At 57.2% G+C, this 17939-nt stretch carries 10 protein-coding genes; 1 reads left to right on the top strand and 9 read right to left on the bottom strand.

What is annotated here, in order from left to right:
- Positions 1-57: 57 nt before the first annotated feature.
- The 8 genes from A3850_RS05590 to A3850_RS05555 form a co-directional block, all read right to left on the bottom strand.
- Positions 58-1407 carry an ATP-binding protein gene (locus tag A3850_RS05590; protein WP_068214897.1) on the bottom strand — a complete coding sequence of 450 codons (1350 nt, stop codon included), beginning with the start codon at positions 1405-1407 and terminating at the stop codon, positions 58-60.
- 159 nt (positions 1408-1566) lie between these two features.
- Complete coding sequence (locus tag A3850_RS05585) at positions 1567-2142, bottom strand: hypothetical protein (protein WP_068214896.1); 576 nt, start codon at positions 2140-2142, stop codon at positions 1567-1569.
- 15 nt (positions 2143-2157) lie between these two features.
- Positions 2158-3723: a glycine--tRNA ligase gene (locus A3850_RS05580; RefSeq protein ID WP_068214895.1), complete on the bottom strand. Its 1566-nt coding sequence runs from the start codon at positions 3721-3723 to the stop codon at positions 2158-2160.
- A gap of 290 nt (positions 3724-4013) precedes the next feature.
- Positions 4014-5612, bottom strand: coding sequence for a hypothetical protein (locus tag A3850_RS05575; RefSeq protein WP_068214894.1), 1599 nt, complete (start codon positions 5610-5612; stop codon positions 4014-4016).
- A 38-nt stretch (positions 5613-5650) separates the two neighbouring features.
- Positions 5651-6643: a hypothetical protein gene (locus A3850_RS05570; protein ID WP_068214893.1), complete on the bottom strand. Its 993-nt coding sequence runs from the start codon at positions 6641-6643 to the stop codon at positions 5651-5653.
- On the bottom strand, positions 6636-7826 hold the full coding sequence (locus A3850_RS05565; protein ID WP_068214892.1) for a CHASE2 domain-containing protein: 1191 nt from the start codon (positions 7824-7826) through the stop codon (positions 6636-6638). Before A3850_RS05565 ends, A3850_RS05570 begins: the two co-directional genes overlap by 8 nt.
- 4 nt (positions 7827-7830) lie before the next feature.
- Positions 7831-8745, bottom strand: a complete 915-nt coding sequence (locus A3850_RS05560) for a tetratricopeptide repeat protein (RefSeq protein ID WP_068214891.1) — start codon at positions 8743-8745, stop codon at positions 7831-7833.
- Positions 8746-8850: 105 nt separating this feature from the next.
- Complete coding sequence (locus A3850_RS05555) at positions 8851-11235, bottom strand: caspase family protein (RefSeq protein WP_082921641.1); 2385 nt, start codon at positions 11233-11235, stop codon at positions 8851-8853.
- 494 nt (positions 11236-11729) lie between these two features.
- Here A3850_RS05555 and A3850_RS05550 point away from each other — a divergent pair, with 494 nt between their 5' ends.
- Positions 11730-12386: a GldM family protein gene (locus tag A3850_RS05550; RefSeq protein WP_068214889.1), complete on the top strand. Its 657-nt coding sequence runs from the start codon at positions 11730-11732 to the stop codon at positions 12384-12386.
- A 121-nt stretch (positions 12387-12507) separates the two neighbouring features.
- Here A3850_RS05550 and A3850_RS05545 read toward each other — a convergent pair whose 3' ends face one another.
- Positions 12508-17772, bottom strand: a complete 5265-nt coding sequence (locus A3850_RS05545; RefSeq protein WP_082921640.1) for an SdrD B-like domain-containing protein — start codon at positions 17770-17772, stop codon at positions 12508-12510.
- Positions 17773-17939: the final 167 nt, after the last annotated feature.

The following is a 17939-nucleotide window of genomic DNA, read 5'->3' as shown; positions in this document are numbered from 1 at the left end:
TTGGTATTTATCTACATACTCGCGGGGGTATTCGAAAAGTAACGGTGGTGGGATTAATTATTTTCGGGTGCCTAGTTCCAAATAGGCTGGCCACTGATCAACGTGGTAGTAGGGGAGGTTGACCAATTGGTAAGGATATCCGGAGGGAGTTGTTACCTCTTCTATTGAAAAAGCATTACGCAACGTTCGCAGCGCCACGGAATGCTGTGACCGTTCTACAAACTGATGTAGTGATCTCAACCTGCCCTGCGGGCCTGCTTTGACCTCTAGGGGATGGATATTCTTTTTCCCTTCCAGAATCAAATCGATCTCGGCGGAACTACCGGACTTTTCTCTTACCCAAAAGTGAGGGTTCCAATTACTCGTATGATGGGTGGCAATCAGCGCTTGGGTCATGATGTGTTGGGCGATCCGACCACGATATACCGTAGATAGATCATCCGTACGCAGCAGATCGGTTTGTATACCACGGACGTAATTCAATAAGCCCGTATCCAATAATTGAATGCGGGGGCTGCGCCTGTATTCCGTGATCACCGGTAAGTCGTAGGAAGAGGTGGGGTAGATCAGCCGTAGTACACCTGCTTGTTGCAGTGCCTGAAACGCCGCACTCACCTCTTCACTTCTGAAATTTGAACCACCAAACTTTGCTAGTTTGATCCGATCGTCCTCGTTAGCGGCGGTATTAAGTAGGTGTCTCAATACTTGCCGCTGGCGCAAATTTTTAGCATACTTTTCAGCATCGCTACGGTAGGCGGACCAAATGAGCTCGTAAAGATTCTGCACCTCTTCTAGGCTGGCCCCTGCTGCAAGATTAGTTACTACCTCTGGCATTCCGCCCACGATCGTGTACCGATGAAATGCCGTCAGTAATTCGTGGTGGGCAGCTTGATCTACGGGGACTTTTCTGGATGCTTGCGCAAGCACATCCTTTCCCATCCAGATTAAATATTCATAGAAGGTGAGAGGGTGCAATTGGTAAAATTCAACGCGCCCAACAGGAAAACTACGGACTTCACCCAACGCAAATTCCAGCAGCGATCCAGCAGCAATCACCCGAATATTTGGTAACTCTTCGTAGAAGTAACGAAGCAGCTGAATTACTTCAGGTTGCTCTTGAATCTCATCAATGAAGAGCAGCGTCTCATCGTCTAGCGCGGAGAGGTTATACCGTAAAGCTATACGTGTCGCGATCTCTAAAATAGGTGGAAAGCCCGCAAATAATTCACGGTCAGCAGGCAGTTCCAGATTCAACTCAATAAAATGTCGGTACCCTTTACTATGCTTACGCACCAGACTGGACTTCCCCACTTGTCGGGCCCCTCTTAGCAACAACGGGCGGCGCGTTTGGCGGTGCCTCCAACGTTCTAAGTATTCTTCAGCGCTACGATACTTTAATTCAATCATGCATAAAAGTAAGCAATCACTACATTCTCGTACAAAATGGGGGTTATCTGCCCACAATTCATGGGTAAAATGGGGGTTATTTACCCAAAGTCATGGGTAAAATAGGGGTTAATTGTGCTTCAGTACCAGGGCCGTTAACCCAACATCCTACCTAAAACCCTACCCCCCAAACGCCAACAACCCCGCAAAATCATCCAAACGCTTGACCGCCGCGGCAACCTGATGAGTCCTGACTTCCTCCACCGGCCGCTCCATCCAGCCGCGGGTAATCTCTACGATCTGGGCGACGTTCTTCTGGGTAAAGAAAGTCCTGACTAAGTGGACGCTCGACAACAACTCCAAACCAAACTCATCGCGGTAATCTTCCAACAACCGGTCCAGATGGCCGGGGAGCTTTTGGTGTAATGCGGATAATTCTTCCCGTACGTAGCGTTCGGTAATCAAGCGGTGGTCCGCATCCAATACTAGTGGTGCGGAAAGGTGATCCGGTCCTTCCAGTGAGGTTCGCAGATAGCTACCGTTGAGGCGCCGCAGTACCGCATCCACCGCCGGCGAGAGCGGGCCCCGCGGGCTGCCCGAAAACCGAACTTGCTTCCCGTAAGGCCCACCCAATTGCTTGAGAAAGTAGGTTAGCTTATGGGCCGTAAAGACACTAAGCTCGAAGCCCTGAGCCGCGTGGCGGCCAAGGGCTTCGAGTAGTAAACCGCTTCCGGGTTTTAATTGAGGGCGGGACATTGCAAAGTGGCTGGCCTACTGCGCCGCCGCCAGCAAATTAGCCATATCCACCTTCGGGCCGATGAACGCGGCCAGGTCTTCAATCTTCACCCGCGTCTGCTCCAGCGTGTCGCGGTCGCGGACGGTCACGGTGCCCTTATGCTCGCCTTCTTCGATCGTATCGAAATCAACCGTTACGCAGAAGGGTGTACCTACGGCATCCTGGCGGCGGTAAAGCTTCCCGATGGCGCCGGTATCGTCGTACTGGCAATCGAAGCGGAAGCGAAGGTCATTGAAGATTTGCTTCGCTACTTCCACAATCTCGGGCTTGTTCCGCTTCAGGGGCATGATCGCCGCCTTGATGGGCGCGAGCGCCGGGTGGAGCTTCATCACATCACGAACGTTCTTCTCATCATCCTGCCCGGGCACCATCTCGGTCCGCAGGGCGTGGCTCATCGTAGCGAGGAAGAGGCGGTCGGCACCAATGGAGGTCTCCAGCACGTAGGGCACGTAGCTTTCTTTCGTTTCCGGGTCGTGGTAGGTCATCTTCTTGCCGGAGAGTTCCATGTGGGCGCCCAGGTCAAAATCCGTCCGGCTGTGGATGCCTTCCAACTCCTTGAAACCGAAGGGGAAGTCGAACTGGATATCCACTGCCGCGTCGGCGTAGTGGGCCAGGTTATCGTGGTCGTGGAAGCGCAGTTTTTCATCCGGGTGGCCGAGGGCCTTGTGCCACTTCAGGCGGGTTTCTTTCCACTTGTTGTACCACTCCATCTGCGTGCCAGGCTTGATGAAAAATTGCATCTCCATCTGCTCGAACTCCCGCATCCGGAAGATAAATTGGCGGGCTACGATCTCGTTCCGGAAAGCCTTACCAATCTGTGCGATACCGAAGGGCAGTTTCTGCCGAGTTGACTTCTGCACGTTCAGGAAGTTCACGAAAATACCCTGGGCCGTTTCCGGACGCAGGTACAGTTTACCTTCCTCCCCGGCAATGTTACCAAGCTGGGTGGAGAACATCAGGTTAAACTGCCGCACGTCCGTCCAGTCCGCCGCGCCGGATTCCGGGTCCTTGATTTCCAGGTCGATGAGCATTTGGCGCAGTTCCTCCATGTTGCCGTCCGTCATGGCTTTGGCGAGGCGCTGGGCGATCTCGTCCATCTGCCCCTGGTAGCGCTTCACGTTGCCGTTGGTGGCGCGGAATTCCACCTCGTCGAAGGCGTCGCCGAAGCGCTTTTTCGCCTTGGCAATCTCCTTGTTCAGCTTACCCTCAATCTTGGCGATGTGGTCCTCGATCAATACGTCGGCGCGGTACCGCTTCTTGCTGATCTTGTTATCCACCAGTGGGTCGTTGAACGCATCGACGTGGCCGGAGGCCTTCCAGGTCTTGGGGTGCATGAAGATGCTGGCGTCCAGCCCCACGATGTTGTCGTGCAGTTGTACCATGCTCCGCCACCAGTATTCCTTGAGGTTGTTCTTCAGCAGCACGCCGAGGGGCCCGTAGTCATAAGCCGCCCCCAGCCCATCGTAGATCTCGGACGACTGAAAGACGAAGCCATAATCCTTGGCGTGGGCGGTGAGTTTTTTGAAGTCTGCGAAGATCATAATTTTATAGTCTGCAGTCCGTAGTCTGTAGTCCGTAGCCAACGACAATTCGGAGGGCTACTACAGACTACAGACTACAGACTTTTCTTAGGGCTCGCAAAGATAGCAAGCCAGCAAATGATAACGCAACTACACATCAAGCCCTAAAAGTTGCTCCTAAGACAGGTACTCACCCCTCGGTACTTGCAACTCCATACTCGCCACTCGACACTCGACACTCGCAACTCAAAACGGGCGCTGCCGCAGGTGCCAACAAAAGGGCACAGTAGCTGTACCTAATGGGTTTCACATCATAATTCCCGATAGAGGTACCATGTGGTGACCTTCCCCTTATTGATCAGGAAGATTAATTCGCTGGCTTCGAAAACGAGTAATTCCCCACCACCGGGCAATGCTACCTTACGCGAAGGCTCCCCGTATTCAATATCAATATCTTCCCGGGGGCTACCCACTGCAACGCCCAGTGATGTGCTGCCATCGGCCTCACTAGCCGCACGCAGAAAAAGGATCCCCTTACGGCCGGATTGGTGCAAAAGCTTAGTGACGTCGCCTCCTTCTCTCGCCACCGCCGTCTTTAGCGAGGGGCCTTTACCTGAGGGGCCAATGTTTATTTCCTCGTCCCATTCAATAGCTTTGAGGAGGAGGTCGTCCACGGTGCTCCCGCCAATACTTTCTCTGATGGTGAAGGCTGGCCTCACCCTTTCCGTAGTTTTAGAGACGGGAGTAGTTTCTGTATTTACCGATTCAACATCGTCGATTTGGTTGGATAGCCCATCCTGCAGGGAGCGTACGCTCTCCATCACGTCCGGGTTCTCCTTAGCGGCCTGGGTACGGCCTGCCCTGCGTGCGGAAAGTTGAGCAGCCAGCAGGAGGTCCTCCGCTTTTTCGAATTGCTCCTCTGCATTGGCGGCATTGCCCGGGGATTGACGGAAGGAGTGGGCGAGTAGAGATTGTGCTGCTGCAAGATTCAGATATCCACTCGCGTATTCTCCGTCAAGACTGACGGAACTTTCCAGCGCTTTAATAGCTTCTGCGAGTAAGGCCTCCCGAAAGGCCACGTCCTGGGTAAGGCCCCGCGTGCCGGTGGCCATCCTGCTTTCAAAATCGAGCTGAAGAGCATAGACCATGGGTAAGGCCGCGGGATCGAAGTGTTCCAGGGCAGCCATGGCGTAAAGGACCCCCAGGTTGTTGTATAGTTCTCTGCTTTGAAAGTCTTTGAGAATAAATTGATAATAGGTGAGCCCATCTTCGTAGCGGCCGAGGGCGGCCAACAGGTTCCCAACTTCAAAGGCATTCACCAGCTGGTCCAGTTTATCCGCCGTCCGCAGTGCAATGGACTGCCGTTCGGAAAGGGGCGGGTAATCCGCCAGTTCTTCGGGGAGATCGTAAGTGTTGTATACCGCGGCGAGCAGCCTTGGCATCAGCCGGGTAGAGCGGTAGCCGGCCAAATGAGCCAGGAACCCACCAAGGTAATCGGCTTCGATCTCATCTTTGGTGAAGGCTGCCGAATTCTCGGCCACGGTAGCCGCTGCGTCTCCGTCTCCATCCACCAGGGAGATAAATCCGTCCTCCCATTCGTGGCCCTCATAGTAATGAACGAGCTCGTGGGCCAGGATTCCAGCCAGCGCATCATCCGCCCGCTCACCGAAACCCAGGCACACATCATAAGCGGCTTCCTCCAGGGTTATCGTACCGTCATTCGCCGAAGCAGCGCTTCTTTTCAGTGGGCTAAATACAAAGATGGGATCGGGCGTTCGGGCATCACCGCGGGCCATTACCAAGCGGTCGAATACCGCTCTTGCCCGGGCCTCCTTTTGTGCGTCTTGCCCGAAAACCCCGCACCCGCTGCCGAGCAGAAAGAGGAGAAAAATAATTTTCAGTAGCTGCATCGGTAATGTTTAAGGTGTTTGATTGATGGCCGCATCCGCTACCGCCGCCCTTCCAAAAGGCTTCCCGCTTCATCCCGCAAATTCCATCTGGCCAGGAAACTGGCGTAAAGGCTGTTGACCAGGGCCGCATCCTCGGTCTCACGCAACAGGATGGCGTAAAGGGCGTCCGCATCAGCCAGGAAACCGTGGTCTTCCAGCGCCATAACCAGGTTGAGATTGTGCAGCATACCACCCTGTGCACCGGGGAGCTCACCACGGGTGGCAGTAAAGACCTCGATGAAGGGAGCCGCCGAATAACTAAAAGTGATACTGGCCAGCTCCGTCTTCGGTGCGCCACGTGAAAGCAAACTGTTGCGATTATCCCCCCCGGCCGTAACGGCGCGGCAGACCCAGGTGTAGGACTGTCCGTCCGCCAAGTTAAGTTGGCCAAGGTCAACGCTGAACGTGTTCTCCGCCGCCAGGGCTGTAATCAGGAAGTTGCCGGTGCTTTCTTCTAGAATACTGAATTCGTAATGGCTCGCGGACGGGTATGCCGGCCAGGTAAAGGCGTAATTCGCCGCCGTCAGTCTCCCGCCGAAAGGGCGGACATTCCTTAGGCCACCGTCCCCCGCCCCACGGGTATTACCCTGGGCGTTGCCCTGGTTTTTCAGGTAGGCTTTTTCCAGCGACTGCCTGCTTTTGGATTGGTCCAGACCATTACTGATGAAATTATAAAAGCGACTGAGCAGACCGCTGGATTCCGCACGGTTTTGCAGTACTTCATCCATCTGAAACTCCCCGGCTTCTTTGAGCTCGAGGTGTTTATCCTGATAATTGATCTCCACCCTGGCTCCGGCTTTCAGCTGGAGGGCACCCGTCACGCCAAGCCGGTCACCGGACGTCACGGCGTAGGGGGAACGGCCATCGTCGGGGGTAAATAATACCGAGCCGCTTTTGTACATCACCACTGGGGCGGATTGCTGGGCCACTAACCCTCCCGGCGCGATGGCCAGCAGAATTAGGAGGGCACTGATTGCGATCGATTTAATCATAATCCAGGTCTTTAAGGTAAGGAATGCGTTTACGTATCAGGTTCTCGTAGATCATCACGAAGTCGTACACCATTAGCATGGCCAGCAGGGCAATACCAAGTTCCAACTTGACGTCGAAGGCAGTAAAACAAATGGCAACGAGTAGAAAGAGCAAGATGGCCTCCGCAATCTGCAACAGCCGGGTCACTCCGTGAAATACGTCCGGCAAACGATGGTAGATGCGTTGGATCAGCAATACGTTCAGGAAGGTAAAAACGACGGTAATCAAGTAAACCAAGAGCTTCGGTAACTCCCGGATCCAATTACCGTCAATGATCATTTTAATGATATTGGCGTGGATCGTCATACCGTACATGTCCGGAATACTCCGCCCCGTGTAGAAGCGGTTGAGTGGTGTATAGTAACGGTCTTCCAGCGGTGCATCCACGGCAGTACTGTGGGCGTAACCAATGAGCACAATGCGGCCCCGGAAGTAATCGGGGCTATCGGCCCGCAGGACTTCGTCAATGTCCTTACGGATGAAACTACGGAAATCACCCACGTAGTTAATCCTTTCGCTCCGGCCGCCCCGCCGGCGCATACGGTGCAGCAGGTTGGGATCATATACCCCGGCAATGGCCGTAGCAAAGGCCTGCTGACGGACGCCACCGCTGGTTTTCAGCCAGGGGGTGAAAAGCCGAACCGTTCGGTTGGTACTCGCCAGGAAATTGGTGTACGCGTTTATGCTTCCCAGAGCGAATAGGGAGTCGGAAGTGATCATGCCCGAAATACTATCCGTGGCCGGATCGTACTGCATCAGATTGGCGGCCAGGACAATGTTATCCCTTCCCCGTAGGCTTTGGGCCAGGCGGGCGTCACCCAGGCTATCCTTTCTGCCGGGGAACAGGACGTCAACCCCAATCACCCGAGCACCCTTGTCGGATATCTTGTCAATAAGGTCCGCCATTTGGGCCCGGTCCGGCTTGGGGACGTGGACCATGATGATCTCGTCGACAAACTTCACCCGCGCCGTATCCCGTAGTTGGGAGAACAGAATGTCCGTCACCTCATAATCCTGCAGGCGGGAACTGAAGGGGTCGAAGTAATGCACCTTCAGCGTAAAGAGCTTCATCAATGAGATGAAGAGCAGTACGATAACCGTGATGACGGCCGCGTGGATATAGTGCGATCGGGTGGGTAGCATGGGCCTAAAAGAAGAACCGGTTTTTCAGTTCAACCCACTTTGGCCCCGACCGCAACGGGTGGAGCGCAACGTCCTTCTCCGGGGAAAAGAGCTCTGCCGTATTCGAGTTCTTGATGCTAAGGGCGCCTCCTTCCAGCGATTGCTCGAAAAGGTGCATGGCCAGTTCGGTTTTTCCCCAGATGGTATTGATACGCGCCAACATATACTGGGCGTGGGCGATGACTTCCTTCCGGTCTTCCGGGCTGAGGCCGTCCGCTGCATTTGCGAGTTCCAGTACGGTCTCGAAGCGGTCTCCGGCCATGTTGAAAAATTCGAGGCCGTAGAGGTCGTGGCCAATCTTTAGTCGCAGCTCCAGGGTTTCTTTGGTGACGGATTGGCTCTGCGCCAACCACCGTTTTTCCACGGTTAGTGCGTTGACGATCTGTTCGTCGGAGGCCACCAGATTATTTTCTTCAAAGAATAGCCGGGCCAGGACGATCTGAATGTTAAATAAGCGGCGGACGCGGTAGGTATCGGAGTAATCCACCGTTGCCATGGCCCCCTTCATCTGGTTGGCGGCCTGGGGGTCGTTACTATTCCGATGAAAACTGGACGCCAAATTGATGCCGTGACGGAAAAAGTCTTCCCGGTTGGTGATAAAAAGATAATCATCCACGTCTCCCTCAAAGCCATCATCGATGGTTACCGGCTGGCCGACTTCCTCTAGGGGGATGGTCTCCAAAACCGGGTTAATCACGGGGGTACTGGTGATTTCCGGAACAACCGTACCAGGCCGCATGCTTACGTCGGTGGTGGAGTTATTGGTCGTGGTGGAAGTGGATCGGGTCCCGTCCCCCAGAACTGGCAGGCTACGGGCGGACGTTTGTGCGGAGACCCAAAGGCCACTACAGCATAGGACAACGGATAGGAGAATTTTCATTGTTTTGAGTGTGTCAAGTGAAGTAAGACGAGTGTGGTAGCGTGCCCGGGAAATAAGTATAAATAGAAGGAACCCGCGCAACTTATTGCTTAGTCGATTAGCCCATCAATCCGGGCACCGCTGCTTTAATAACGGGCGAACCCGCTTTTCGATGGCCAGGCCCTCAAAGCTTCCGCCACTAGAAAAGTTGGCGCAAGTGGCTTGTAGCTCTTCCGGCGAAGACAGCTCCAACAACTGAACGGCGGCGGCTACGGCCTTTTTCTCCTTCTTTTGGTAGAGGTACAAGGTGGCCAATCCACCGTAGGGCCCAGACTGCAATGGGGCTGCCTCAGTGGCCCTGACCAGGGCGGTTTCCATTAACGATAATTGGCCGTACTCTGCCAGCAAGTAGCCAGTTTCGATGAGCACCTTTGCTTTTTCCGCATCCGCCACTTCAGCGTCGGCAGCGATATTGGCCCAGCTGACGTCCGCAGTATCCGCCAGGGCCATCGCCACGTAGGGCAGTTTATTGGTGGGGTGCTTCTTGGCCTGCGCCCGGTAGAACGTTTTTGCGGAAGCCAAGTCGGCACCCGGCTGGCTGTATAGATTGATCAGATTCAGGTAGGCTCCCTCCCAGGTCGGGCTCAGGTTGACGGCGCGCTGAAGGGGTGCTTCCGCCACGCCGTATTCCCCCCTTTGCAGGTGGACGAAGCCTTTCAGGAAATGGTATTTCGCAACGGCCTCCCTTTCGGCGATGAGATCATTGAGGATCTCCAGGGCGGCTTCCGTATGGTCCGGCTTATCGGAGTAGAGAGAAGCCAGGCTGTAGCGGGCGTCCACGTAGCGATCATCCACCTGGAGGGCTCGCTGTAGGTAGGCGACGCAAGTATCAAGCGGTGCTCCATTGGCAGCCAGCAGGTTCCCCAGGTTATTGTACGCCAGTGAGTAGCCGGGCTTGAGGCGGATGGCGGTTTCGTAAGCGGCCCGCGCTTCCGCGAAGTGCTTTTTGGCATCCTGCTTTTTGAGGGCGATCCCCAGATTACTGTAGGGTAGGGCCCAGGTGGGCGCTCGGGCAATGGCCTTGCGAAAAGACCCTTCGGCCGCTTCCGTCTCACCGAGGCGGAGCTGGAGGAGGCCCAATTCATTCCAGACGTAAGCCAGGTCATCCTGCAGGGCCAGGGCAGCTTTTGCTTCCGCCCTTCCCTGCAGGAAGGCTTCCTGATCATCCCCTCCGGAAAGGTCGCCGGCACTCCGCAGGCGGACGGATTCAAAATAATGTTGCCGTAGGCGGATACCGGGCCAGCGGGGGTCATTTTCACCCACCAGTTCTCCGGCAGCTTTCAGGTAGGCGACGAAACGGCCGTAGCGGTCATCTCCCTGCGATCGTAAGTACAACTCTTCCCGGTCGGTCGCCAGGTAGTCCACCAGTGCCGTTTGGACGGAGTCGAGCAGACTAACCGTCAGCCGCTCAGTCAGCACGCTGCCGAGGGCGGCCAGGGCGGGGTCCTGCCTCAGGGCGCGGTAGTGTGCCAGGGCGTTTCTGCCTTCCGGGGCTAGCAGGTCTCCGCGTTCGATGGAGCGCTCGAAGCGGGCGTAGGCCCGTTGGCTTTGCGGTGGGGCGAGGCCAATCAGCCCGCTAATAAATTCTTGCTGCAGGTCCCGCGTTCGGGATTCCAACAGGGTTTCGCTAATATCTTTTGCAGTTCGAAAGGTGATGTCCGCCCCTTGGTCACCACTAAGGGTGGGGAGTTGCTTCCGTTGGGTTGCCGCCCTCACTTTTGACCGGACGAACGTTTCCACTTCAAAGAGATCCACCCGGTCGTTAAGATCCTCATCCGCCAGCCCCCTGAGGGCATCGACGAAAAAGTAGGAGAAGACGCCGCGGCCGCCGCCCCACTGTTCGCCTTCGAGGGCCCGTTCTTCTGGCAGGCAGGATAGAAAGCGGACCTGGTTTTCTCCTTCCCGCATCAGTTCCTTTGCCGTCAGTTGCGCGCCGTTGATGGCGTTGCCCGCCAGGCTCCCGGAATGGCAGGCATCCGAGACCACGAGCGCCTTACCGCCGGCGTCGGTAATGGCAGCCAGGTGTTCGTTAAGTGCGCCGAGGCCAATAGCCGTCAGTGGGTAATTATTGGGTGGGGAGTCGTGGGCCAGTAAATAGCCGATAACGGCGTCGGATTCATTCGTCTCTGCGTCACCGTGGCCGGCGAAATAGAGGATGGCCAGGTCCCCCGCCACCGTATTCTCTCTTTGCCAGGAGAGTGCCGATTCGATGGCGGCACGGGTGGCCGTAGCGTCCGTAAGTAGTTTAGTCTTGATGCCGCTGGTTGTTAGATAATCGGCAAACGCCTCGGCGTCCCGATGGGCAAACCGCAGGTCCGTAATGGCTGCATCCCGGTAGTCCGAAATACCCACCACTACGGCAGTACCTCCCTGCGCGCTGGCCGACTTAATAGCCACGAACAGGATGCAAGCAACGCAGGCAATTAGTTGTAAAAGACGAGTGTGTGCCATGTCAGACAGGGAAACAGCCTCCGCACAGTGTTACCGGAGAGACAGGGAAGTTACGCTCTCGATCGTAGGCAGCCAAACATACTGTTAGGTAAGTAACAATGACTTGGCCCTGTACCCGGCGGTCATTGGCGCTCAATTCCGTCATCCTCGACCCTCCTTGCTTCCGCTACCTGACTTGGGCGCTGCCGCAGGTGCGAGGTTCGTGGGTATCGTGCGGGGGAGGTGGGCATTCAGGCATCATGCGGACCAGAATTGCACTTTTTAATGTTCAATTTTGAAAAGAGTGTACTTTGGGTAGTACAGAAACGCAGGTTTAGGACCGAAAACCGGACATTTTGAAAATTCTGCACTCTGAATTGTACACCTCGTAGTGAAGAGGTGAAACCTGTTTGGGTTAAGTCTAGGTTCGTCCGCCATCATGCGACGGACGAACTGGTGGGATCATAATTTCAAACCCTCGCGTACTATAGTGACTTAAGAGCAGTTGCTTAACCATGCGCACACTGCTCCTACTGGTCCTCTTCTTGTTCTCCCTTCCCACGTTTTCCCAATCCCCACCCGCCGTCATTTCAGTAGATAAAGTAAATCGCGTCCTCTACGCGGGGGTGGATAACCCACTTACGATTGTGGCGCAGCAGAAGGAACCGGTGGCTTGGGAACAAATTTCCGCTGAAATAACGTCGGTTGATGGTTTACAGGAACTACCAATAAAAGGTTACAATGGCCATTTCTCCGTAAACCCCAGCAGCCTGGGCCCAGTGACGATAACGGTTACTACGGCTACCGGGAAAGCGAAGTATCCCTATAACGTCCGGTTGGTGCCGGTCGAGGTAGCGCTAGGTGGGTTCTCAAGTAGAAACAGTACCGCACCAAGGACGAGCGTTCTCGGACAGATTGGAATTCGAGCGGTAGTGGTAAATCTAGATGTCTGTGCTACGGCACCCGTCACGACCTACGAAATAACCACCATTACCAACGGGACCGTACGACGACACATCAACCAGGGTGGTCCTTTCGACGCGACGGGCCGGGCGATGATCAACGATCTTCAAATTGGGGATACGTTGATCATCCGCGACGTCCACGTTCGTCGGCCGGGGTTTGATGGAGCACTTCCAGTACCGGATACGTTGGTCCTCACCATTGAGTGATATCCCGTTTTAATCCCTATTTCATGGCACCCGCGGCAGCGCCCAAAAAAAAGATGGGTAGCACCACCGAAGTAGTACTACCCATCCGAAGACCTAAGGGTCTACTGAACCAAGGCTTCCCTTAGCGGGTAACCATGATCTTGCGGCGCTCCAGAAGATCCTGGCCGATCAGCTCGACGATGTAGGTGCCGTTGGGTACCTGCGGCAGTTCGAGCGTGAGTTGGTTGCTACCGGACGTGAGTGAACGGCGGCTACGGGCGACCTCGCGGCCGGCCAGATCGACCAGGCGGAGGCTTACCTCACCGGCTTCGGCCAGCTCGAAACGTACGTTAACCAACTCCGTGGCGGGGTTAGGGAACACGCTCAGCTCAACGGGGAAGCGTGGGGCCTGGTTAGGCTTGGCCGCAAACGGGGCCGTCTTCGCAGCCGACTTGGCCACGTCGAGGAAAGCACCGGCGTCGACGTGCGTGATCGTCTGGCCACCGCCCGTGAGGTTGAAATTGGCGCTCTGGCCGTCGTTGCCAAAGTCACTGTCCTGGGCGCTGTTCGTACCCCGGAAAGAAGACGTAAACACGAAACCATCCGGCAATTCTACCCGGAAGCGGAAGTTGCGGTCGGTCGGTACGTAGTCCAGCGTGGCCAAACCATCCGCCTGAGTAGTGGCGCTTACGGGAGCACCGGTCATGGGGTTGATGATGGCGTTGCGGGGGTTGCTCTCTAGGAGCGTAACCACGGCACCTTCAATGTTGCTGTTGTTCTCACTGCCCTGTTGGATTCCGTCCATGTTGACGTCGTTCCAAACGCGGACCACGGCCGTGCCGACGGACCAGATGCCTGCATCCACGTCCTTAAAGAACATACTGCCGCGGTCAGCCCGGAAGCTGCCGGTGAAGCCATCCACGCCAGCATCGTTGTCCTCTTTATCCGCGGCCCGCCCGGAAGCGGTAAAGCGAGTATCAAGCGGCTTGGCAAAGAACAAACGCACGGAACGGTCGGCCGGAACGTGGTCGATAAAGGCCTCGCCATCGGCGTCGGTCAGAGCCTGGATGGGCGTCGTGGTACCGGGGTAGAATACCGGGTTTTTGTCTATGTCCACCAGGGAAACGAGGATGCCTTCGATGTTTTCGTCGTTCTCGGAGCCGTCCTGCTTGCCGTCACCGTCGGCGTCATTCCAGACGCGAGCGGTCAACGTACCCGGCGCCCAGAGGCCGGCGTCAAAGTTGGTGACGGTGCCACCGTCCGTAAGGCGGAGCTTGCCGGTCTGGCCATCCACGCCCGTATCGCTGTCATTATTGTCGTTGCCACCACGGTTAGCGTTGGTGAATTTATGGTCGGCGGGTAGGTCCACCTTCAGGCGGTACTGGCCGAAATCAACCAGGCCGCTGAGGCTCGCCAATCCAGCGGCATCCGTAGTCGTACAAGAACAGGTCTTGCGGGTATTGGCATCGATGAGGCTTACTTTGATGCCCTCCAGATTAGCGTCGCGCTCCGTGGCATCCTGTACGCCGTCGCCGTCCTGATCGTCCCAGACGCGGGCGATCACGTTACCCATTGCGGCGGCGCCACCATCGGTGAAGCCAGCGTCGACGTCCTCAAAGAGTTGGCTGCCACGGCTGGCGCGGAAGGAGGTCGTCAGGCCGGGGCCGTAGATGTCGCTGTCCTGCGCGCGGTTGCCACCACGGCTACGGGGAGCGTACCTGGCGCCGTCACGGACGTCAAACAGTAAGCGGACCGTACGGTCGGCGGGCACGTAATCGAGGTTGGCCGTGAAGTCACCACACTGCGTGGTCGCCTTTACGATGGAACCGTCGGGGCGGCGGACCGGCGTGGTGCCGTCGGCTTCCACGAGTTGTACCTCCAGGCCGTAAAGTCCGTCGGTCTCGTTGTTATTCTGGATACCGTTACCGTTGGCGTCGACCCAAGTGCGGGTAACGACGGATCCCGGAGCCCACAGGCCAGCATCCACGCTGGTGTGTACCTGGCTACCCTGCTTAGTGCTGATGCCGGGGGTACGGCCGTTATTGTAGGCGTCGCTATCCTGGGTGTCGTTGCCACCCTTGTTGGAACCGGTGAACTTATGGTCCGCGGGCAAATCAAACTTGAGGTGGAACTGGCGGTTGGCCGGGGTGTAGGGGAGGGTGACGAGACCATCGGGGCCAGTCATTCCCGTTACGGACTCGCCGGTGTTGGGATTGATGAGGTCGTCGCCGTTTCTTTCGATTACGGTGACGGTCACGCCCGCCAGGTTGGCATCCGCTTCGTTACCGTTCTGGATGCCGTTACCGTTCAGGTCATTCCAGACACGGGCGGTGATGGAACCGGGCGCCCAAACGCCGGCGTCAATCTGGGTGAACTGCTGGCTGCCCTGGCTGGCCCGGTAGTTGCCCGTCAGGCCGACGGAGTACGCATCGTTATCCTGGTTATCGTCGCGGCCCTGGTTAGAGCGCGTCCAGCGGTGGTCAACGGGCAGGTCGAACTTGAGGCGGAAGCCACGGTCGGCCGGCGTATAATCGAGGGTGACGGTACCATCGGTACCGGTCTGGCCGGTTACGGTGGCATTAGTGGTTGGGTTGATGAGCGGCTGGCCGCTGGTTTCCATAACGGTGACGGTCACGCCGGCAACGTTGGCGTCCGCCTCGTTACCGTTCTGGATGCCATTACCGTTCAGGTCGTCCCAAACGCGAGCGACGACGCTGCCGGGAGCCCATACGCCGGCGTCAATCTGAGTGAATCGCTGGCTTCCCTGAGTCGCGCGGTAGCTATTCGTGAGACCTGCGGAGTACGCGTCGTTATCCTGGTTATCGTCGCGGCCTCGGTTAGCGGGCGTCCAACGGTGGTCGGCGGGCAGGTCAAACTTCAGGCGGAAGGCCCGGTCGGCCGGCGTGTAGTTCAGGGTAACGGTACCGTCGGTGCCGGTCTGGCCGGTAACCGGGGTACTCGTGTTCGGGTTAATCAGCGGCTGGCCGTTGCTTTCCATGACGGTCACCGTCACGTCGGAAAGGTTGGCGTCCGCCTCGTTACCATTCTGGATACCGTTACCGTTAAGGTCATCCCACACGCGGGCGACGACGCTGCCGGGGGCCCAGAGGCCGGCGTCGATGTCGGTGAACAACTGGCTACCCCGGTCGGCGCGGTAAGTGGGGGTGATCCCGTTAGTGTAAGCATCGCTATCCTGAGCGCCGTTGCCACCACGGCGGGTGGGGGTGAACTTGTGGTCGGCCGGGAGATCGAAGCGAAGGCGGAACTGGCGGTCAGCCGGCACGTAGGGAAGGGTAACGGTGCCGTCAGCCCCCGTCATACCGGTCACGGTAGCGCCGGTGTTGGGGTTGATCAATTCGGTTTTATCCAGTTCCAGGACGGTCACGGGGACGTCCACGAGGTTGGAGTCTCCCTCAAAGCCATTCTGGATACCGTTACCGTTAGCATCGTTCCAGACGCGGGCAACTACACTGCCCGGGGCCCAGAAGCCCACGTCCAGGTTATCCCGTACTTCACCCGGCGTAAGGCGGAAGATGGGGGCAAATCCATTGGTGTAGAAGTCACTGTTTTCGCGGTCATTTCCCCGGCGGAAGTGGGTGATTTTATGGTCGGCGGGGCGCTCTGCTTCCAGCAGAAATCGGCCGTATTCGGAAATGGCCGGCACGGTAGCCAGGCCATCCGCTCCGGTGCTGACGCAGGCGCATACCTCGCGGCTCGTTGCATCCAGTAGATTGACCTTCACGCCTTCGATGTTGGCGTCTTGCTCGTTGCCATTCTGAATACCGTTACCGTTCGTATCGTTCCAGGCGCGGACGACGACGGAAGCGTCATTCGGCACGGTACCGATGGTGGTGAAGCCAGCGTCGAGGTTGGTCGTTACCTGGCTGCCCCGGTCGGCGCGGAACGGGCGGGTGCGGTTGTTGCGCTCGATGTCGCTATCCTGGGTATCATTGAAAGCACGGGCGGGGCTGAAGACGCCGCCGGCGAAGGGAATCACCTCCACGCGGAGTTCACGGTCGGCGGGGACGTAATCCAGCGTGGCCGTATTCGTTCCACAGGCCGCCAGGGCGGTCACGGGGCGGTTGCCCTTCAGTACTGGGCGGCCGTCCTTCTCGAGGAGGTTGACGCGTACGCCGTAGATGCCTTCGGTTTCGGAACCGTTCTTTTTGCCGTCGCCGTTGGCGTCGAACCAGACCTCTACCTCGGCCGTGCCGGGCGCCCACATTCCGGCGTCGAAGTTGGTGATCTTCTCGCTACCACGGGTGGCGCGGAAGTAGCGGGTGCGGCCATCGTTACCGGGGTCGCTATCCTGGGTGTCGTTGGTGGAGTTGGACTGCTTACCGGTAAATTTATGGTCGGCAGGCAGGGTGTAGCGCAGGGCCACGGCCCGGTCGGCGGGCAGGTAGTCGAGGGTAGCAATACCGTCTATGCCGGTCGTAGCCGTCACGGGGCTGCCGTCTGGTTTCAGGAAGGCTTGGCCGTCCTGGCGGATGAGTTGTACGTCCACGCCACTCAGGCCGGGCTCGGAGCCGTTAGCTTTCCCGTCGCCGTTGCGGTCGTCCCACACGTAGGTTTCTACGGTGCCGGGCGCCCACATTCCGGCGTCAACGTTGGTGAAAGTCTGGTTGCCCCGGTCGGCACGGATGTTACCGGTGCGGCCATTATCGCCGGCGTCGCTATCCTGGGTATCGTTGGTGGAAGAAGAATTGCGGGTGGTGAATTTGTGGTCGGCCGGCAGCTCGTAAAAGAGGCCCACGTTGATGTTGGCGGGTACGTAATCGAGCGTGGCTTCGCCAGCGGCGTTCGTGACGCCGGTTACTTCCGTGCCGTCGGGCTTCAGGAAGGGGCGGCCATCGCTGCGGAGGAGCTTGACCGGAACCCCGGCGATGCCCGGCTCGGAACCATTGTTCTTGCCGTCGCCGTTGCGGTCGTCCCACACTTCGGTGATGACCTGGCCGGGGGACCAGAGGCCGGCGTCGTAGTCAGTGTAGGTCTGGCCAGCGGCGAGGGTGAAGAAATTAGTGATGCCGTTATCGCCGATGTCGCTGTTCTGGGCGGCACTGATGCCGCTCGCCATCCGTTTGGTGACGGCGTGGTCAGCCGGTACGTCGATTTGCAGTTTGTAATCTCCGGCGGGGGCCGTCAGGGTAGCAATACCGCTGGCGTTCGTGGTGCCGGTGATTTGGGTGGGGGCGTCGGGGAAAGGCCGGCCGTCCTTGCGGAGCAACCTAACGGTGACGTCACTCAGGCCGGGCTCGGAGCCGTTCTGCTTGCCGTCGGCGTTCCAGTCGTCCCAGACGTAGACTTCGATGGTGCCATCGGTATTAGTGGTGGAGGCGGTGGCCGTAGCCAGCGGCAGGGCGCACAGGGCCAGTGCCATCACCCGGAGGGTAAAGCTTCGTAACATAGATGGGATTTGGTTGAGGGTTAGTAGTTTATGTTGAGGTATTGTTGTTCAAGTGGTGGTAGCAAAGTCATCCGGGCACGCCTGCGTTAAGGTTATTAAGCCGGCGGGCCAAAAAGGGCTGGGGACGGAATACAAAAAGGGTGGGTTCAGTCCGGACAGTGTACTAA

It is taken from the genome of Lewinella sp. 4G2 (assembly GCF_001625015.1).
Taxonomy (GTDB): domain Bacteria; phylum Bacteroidota; class Bacteroidia; order Chitinophagales; family Saprospiraceae; genus Neolewinella.
Note: the sequence above shows the minus strand (reverse complement) of the source record. Positions and strands in the feature narration are given on the sequence as shown.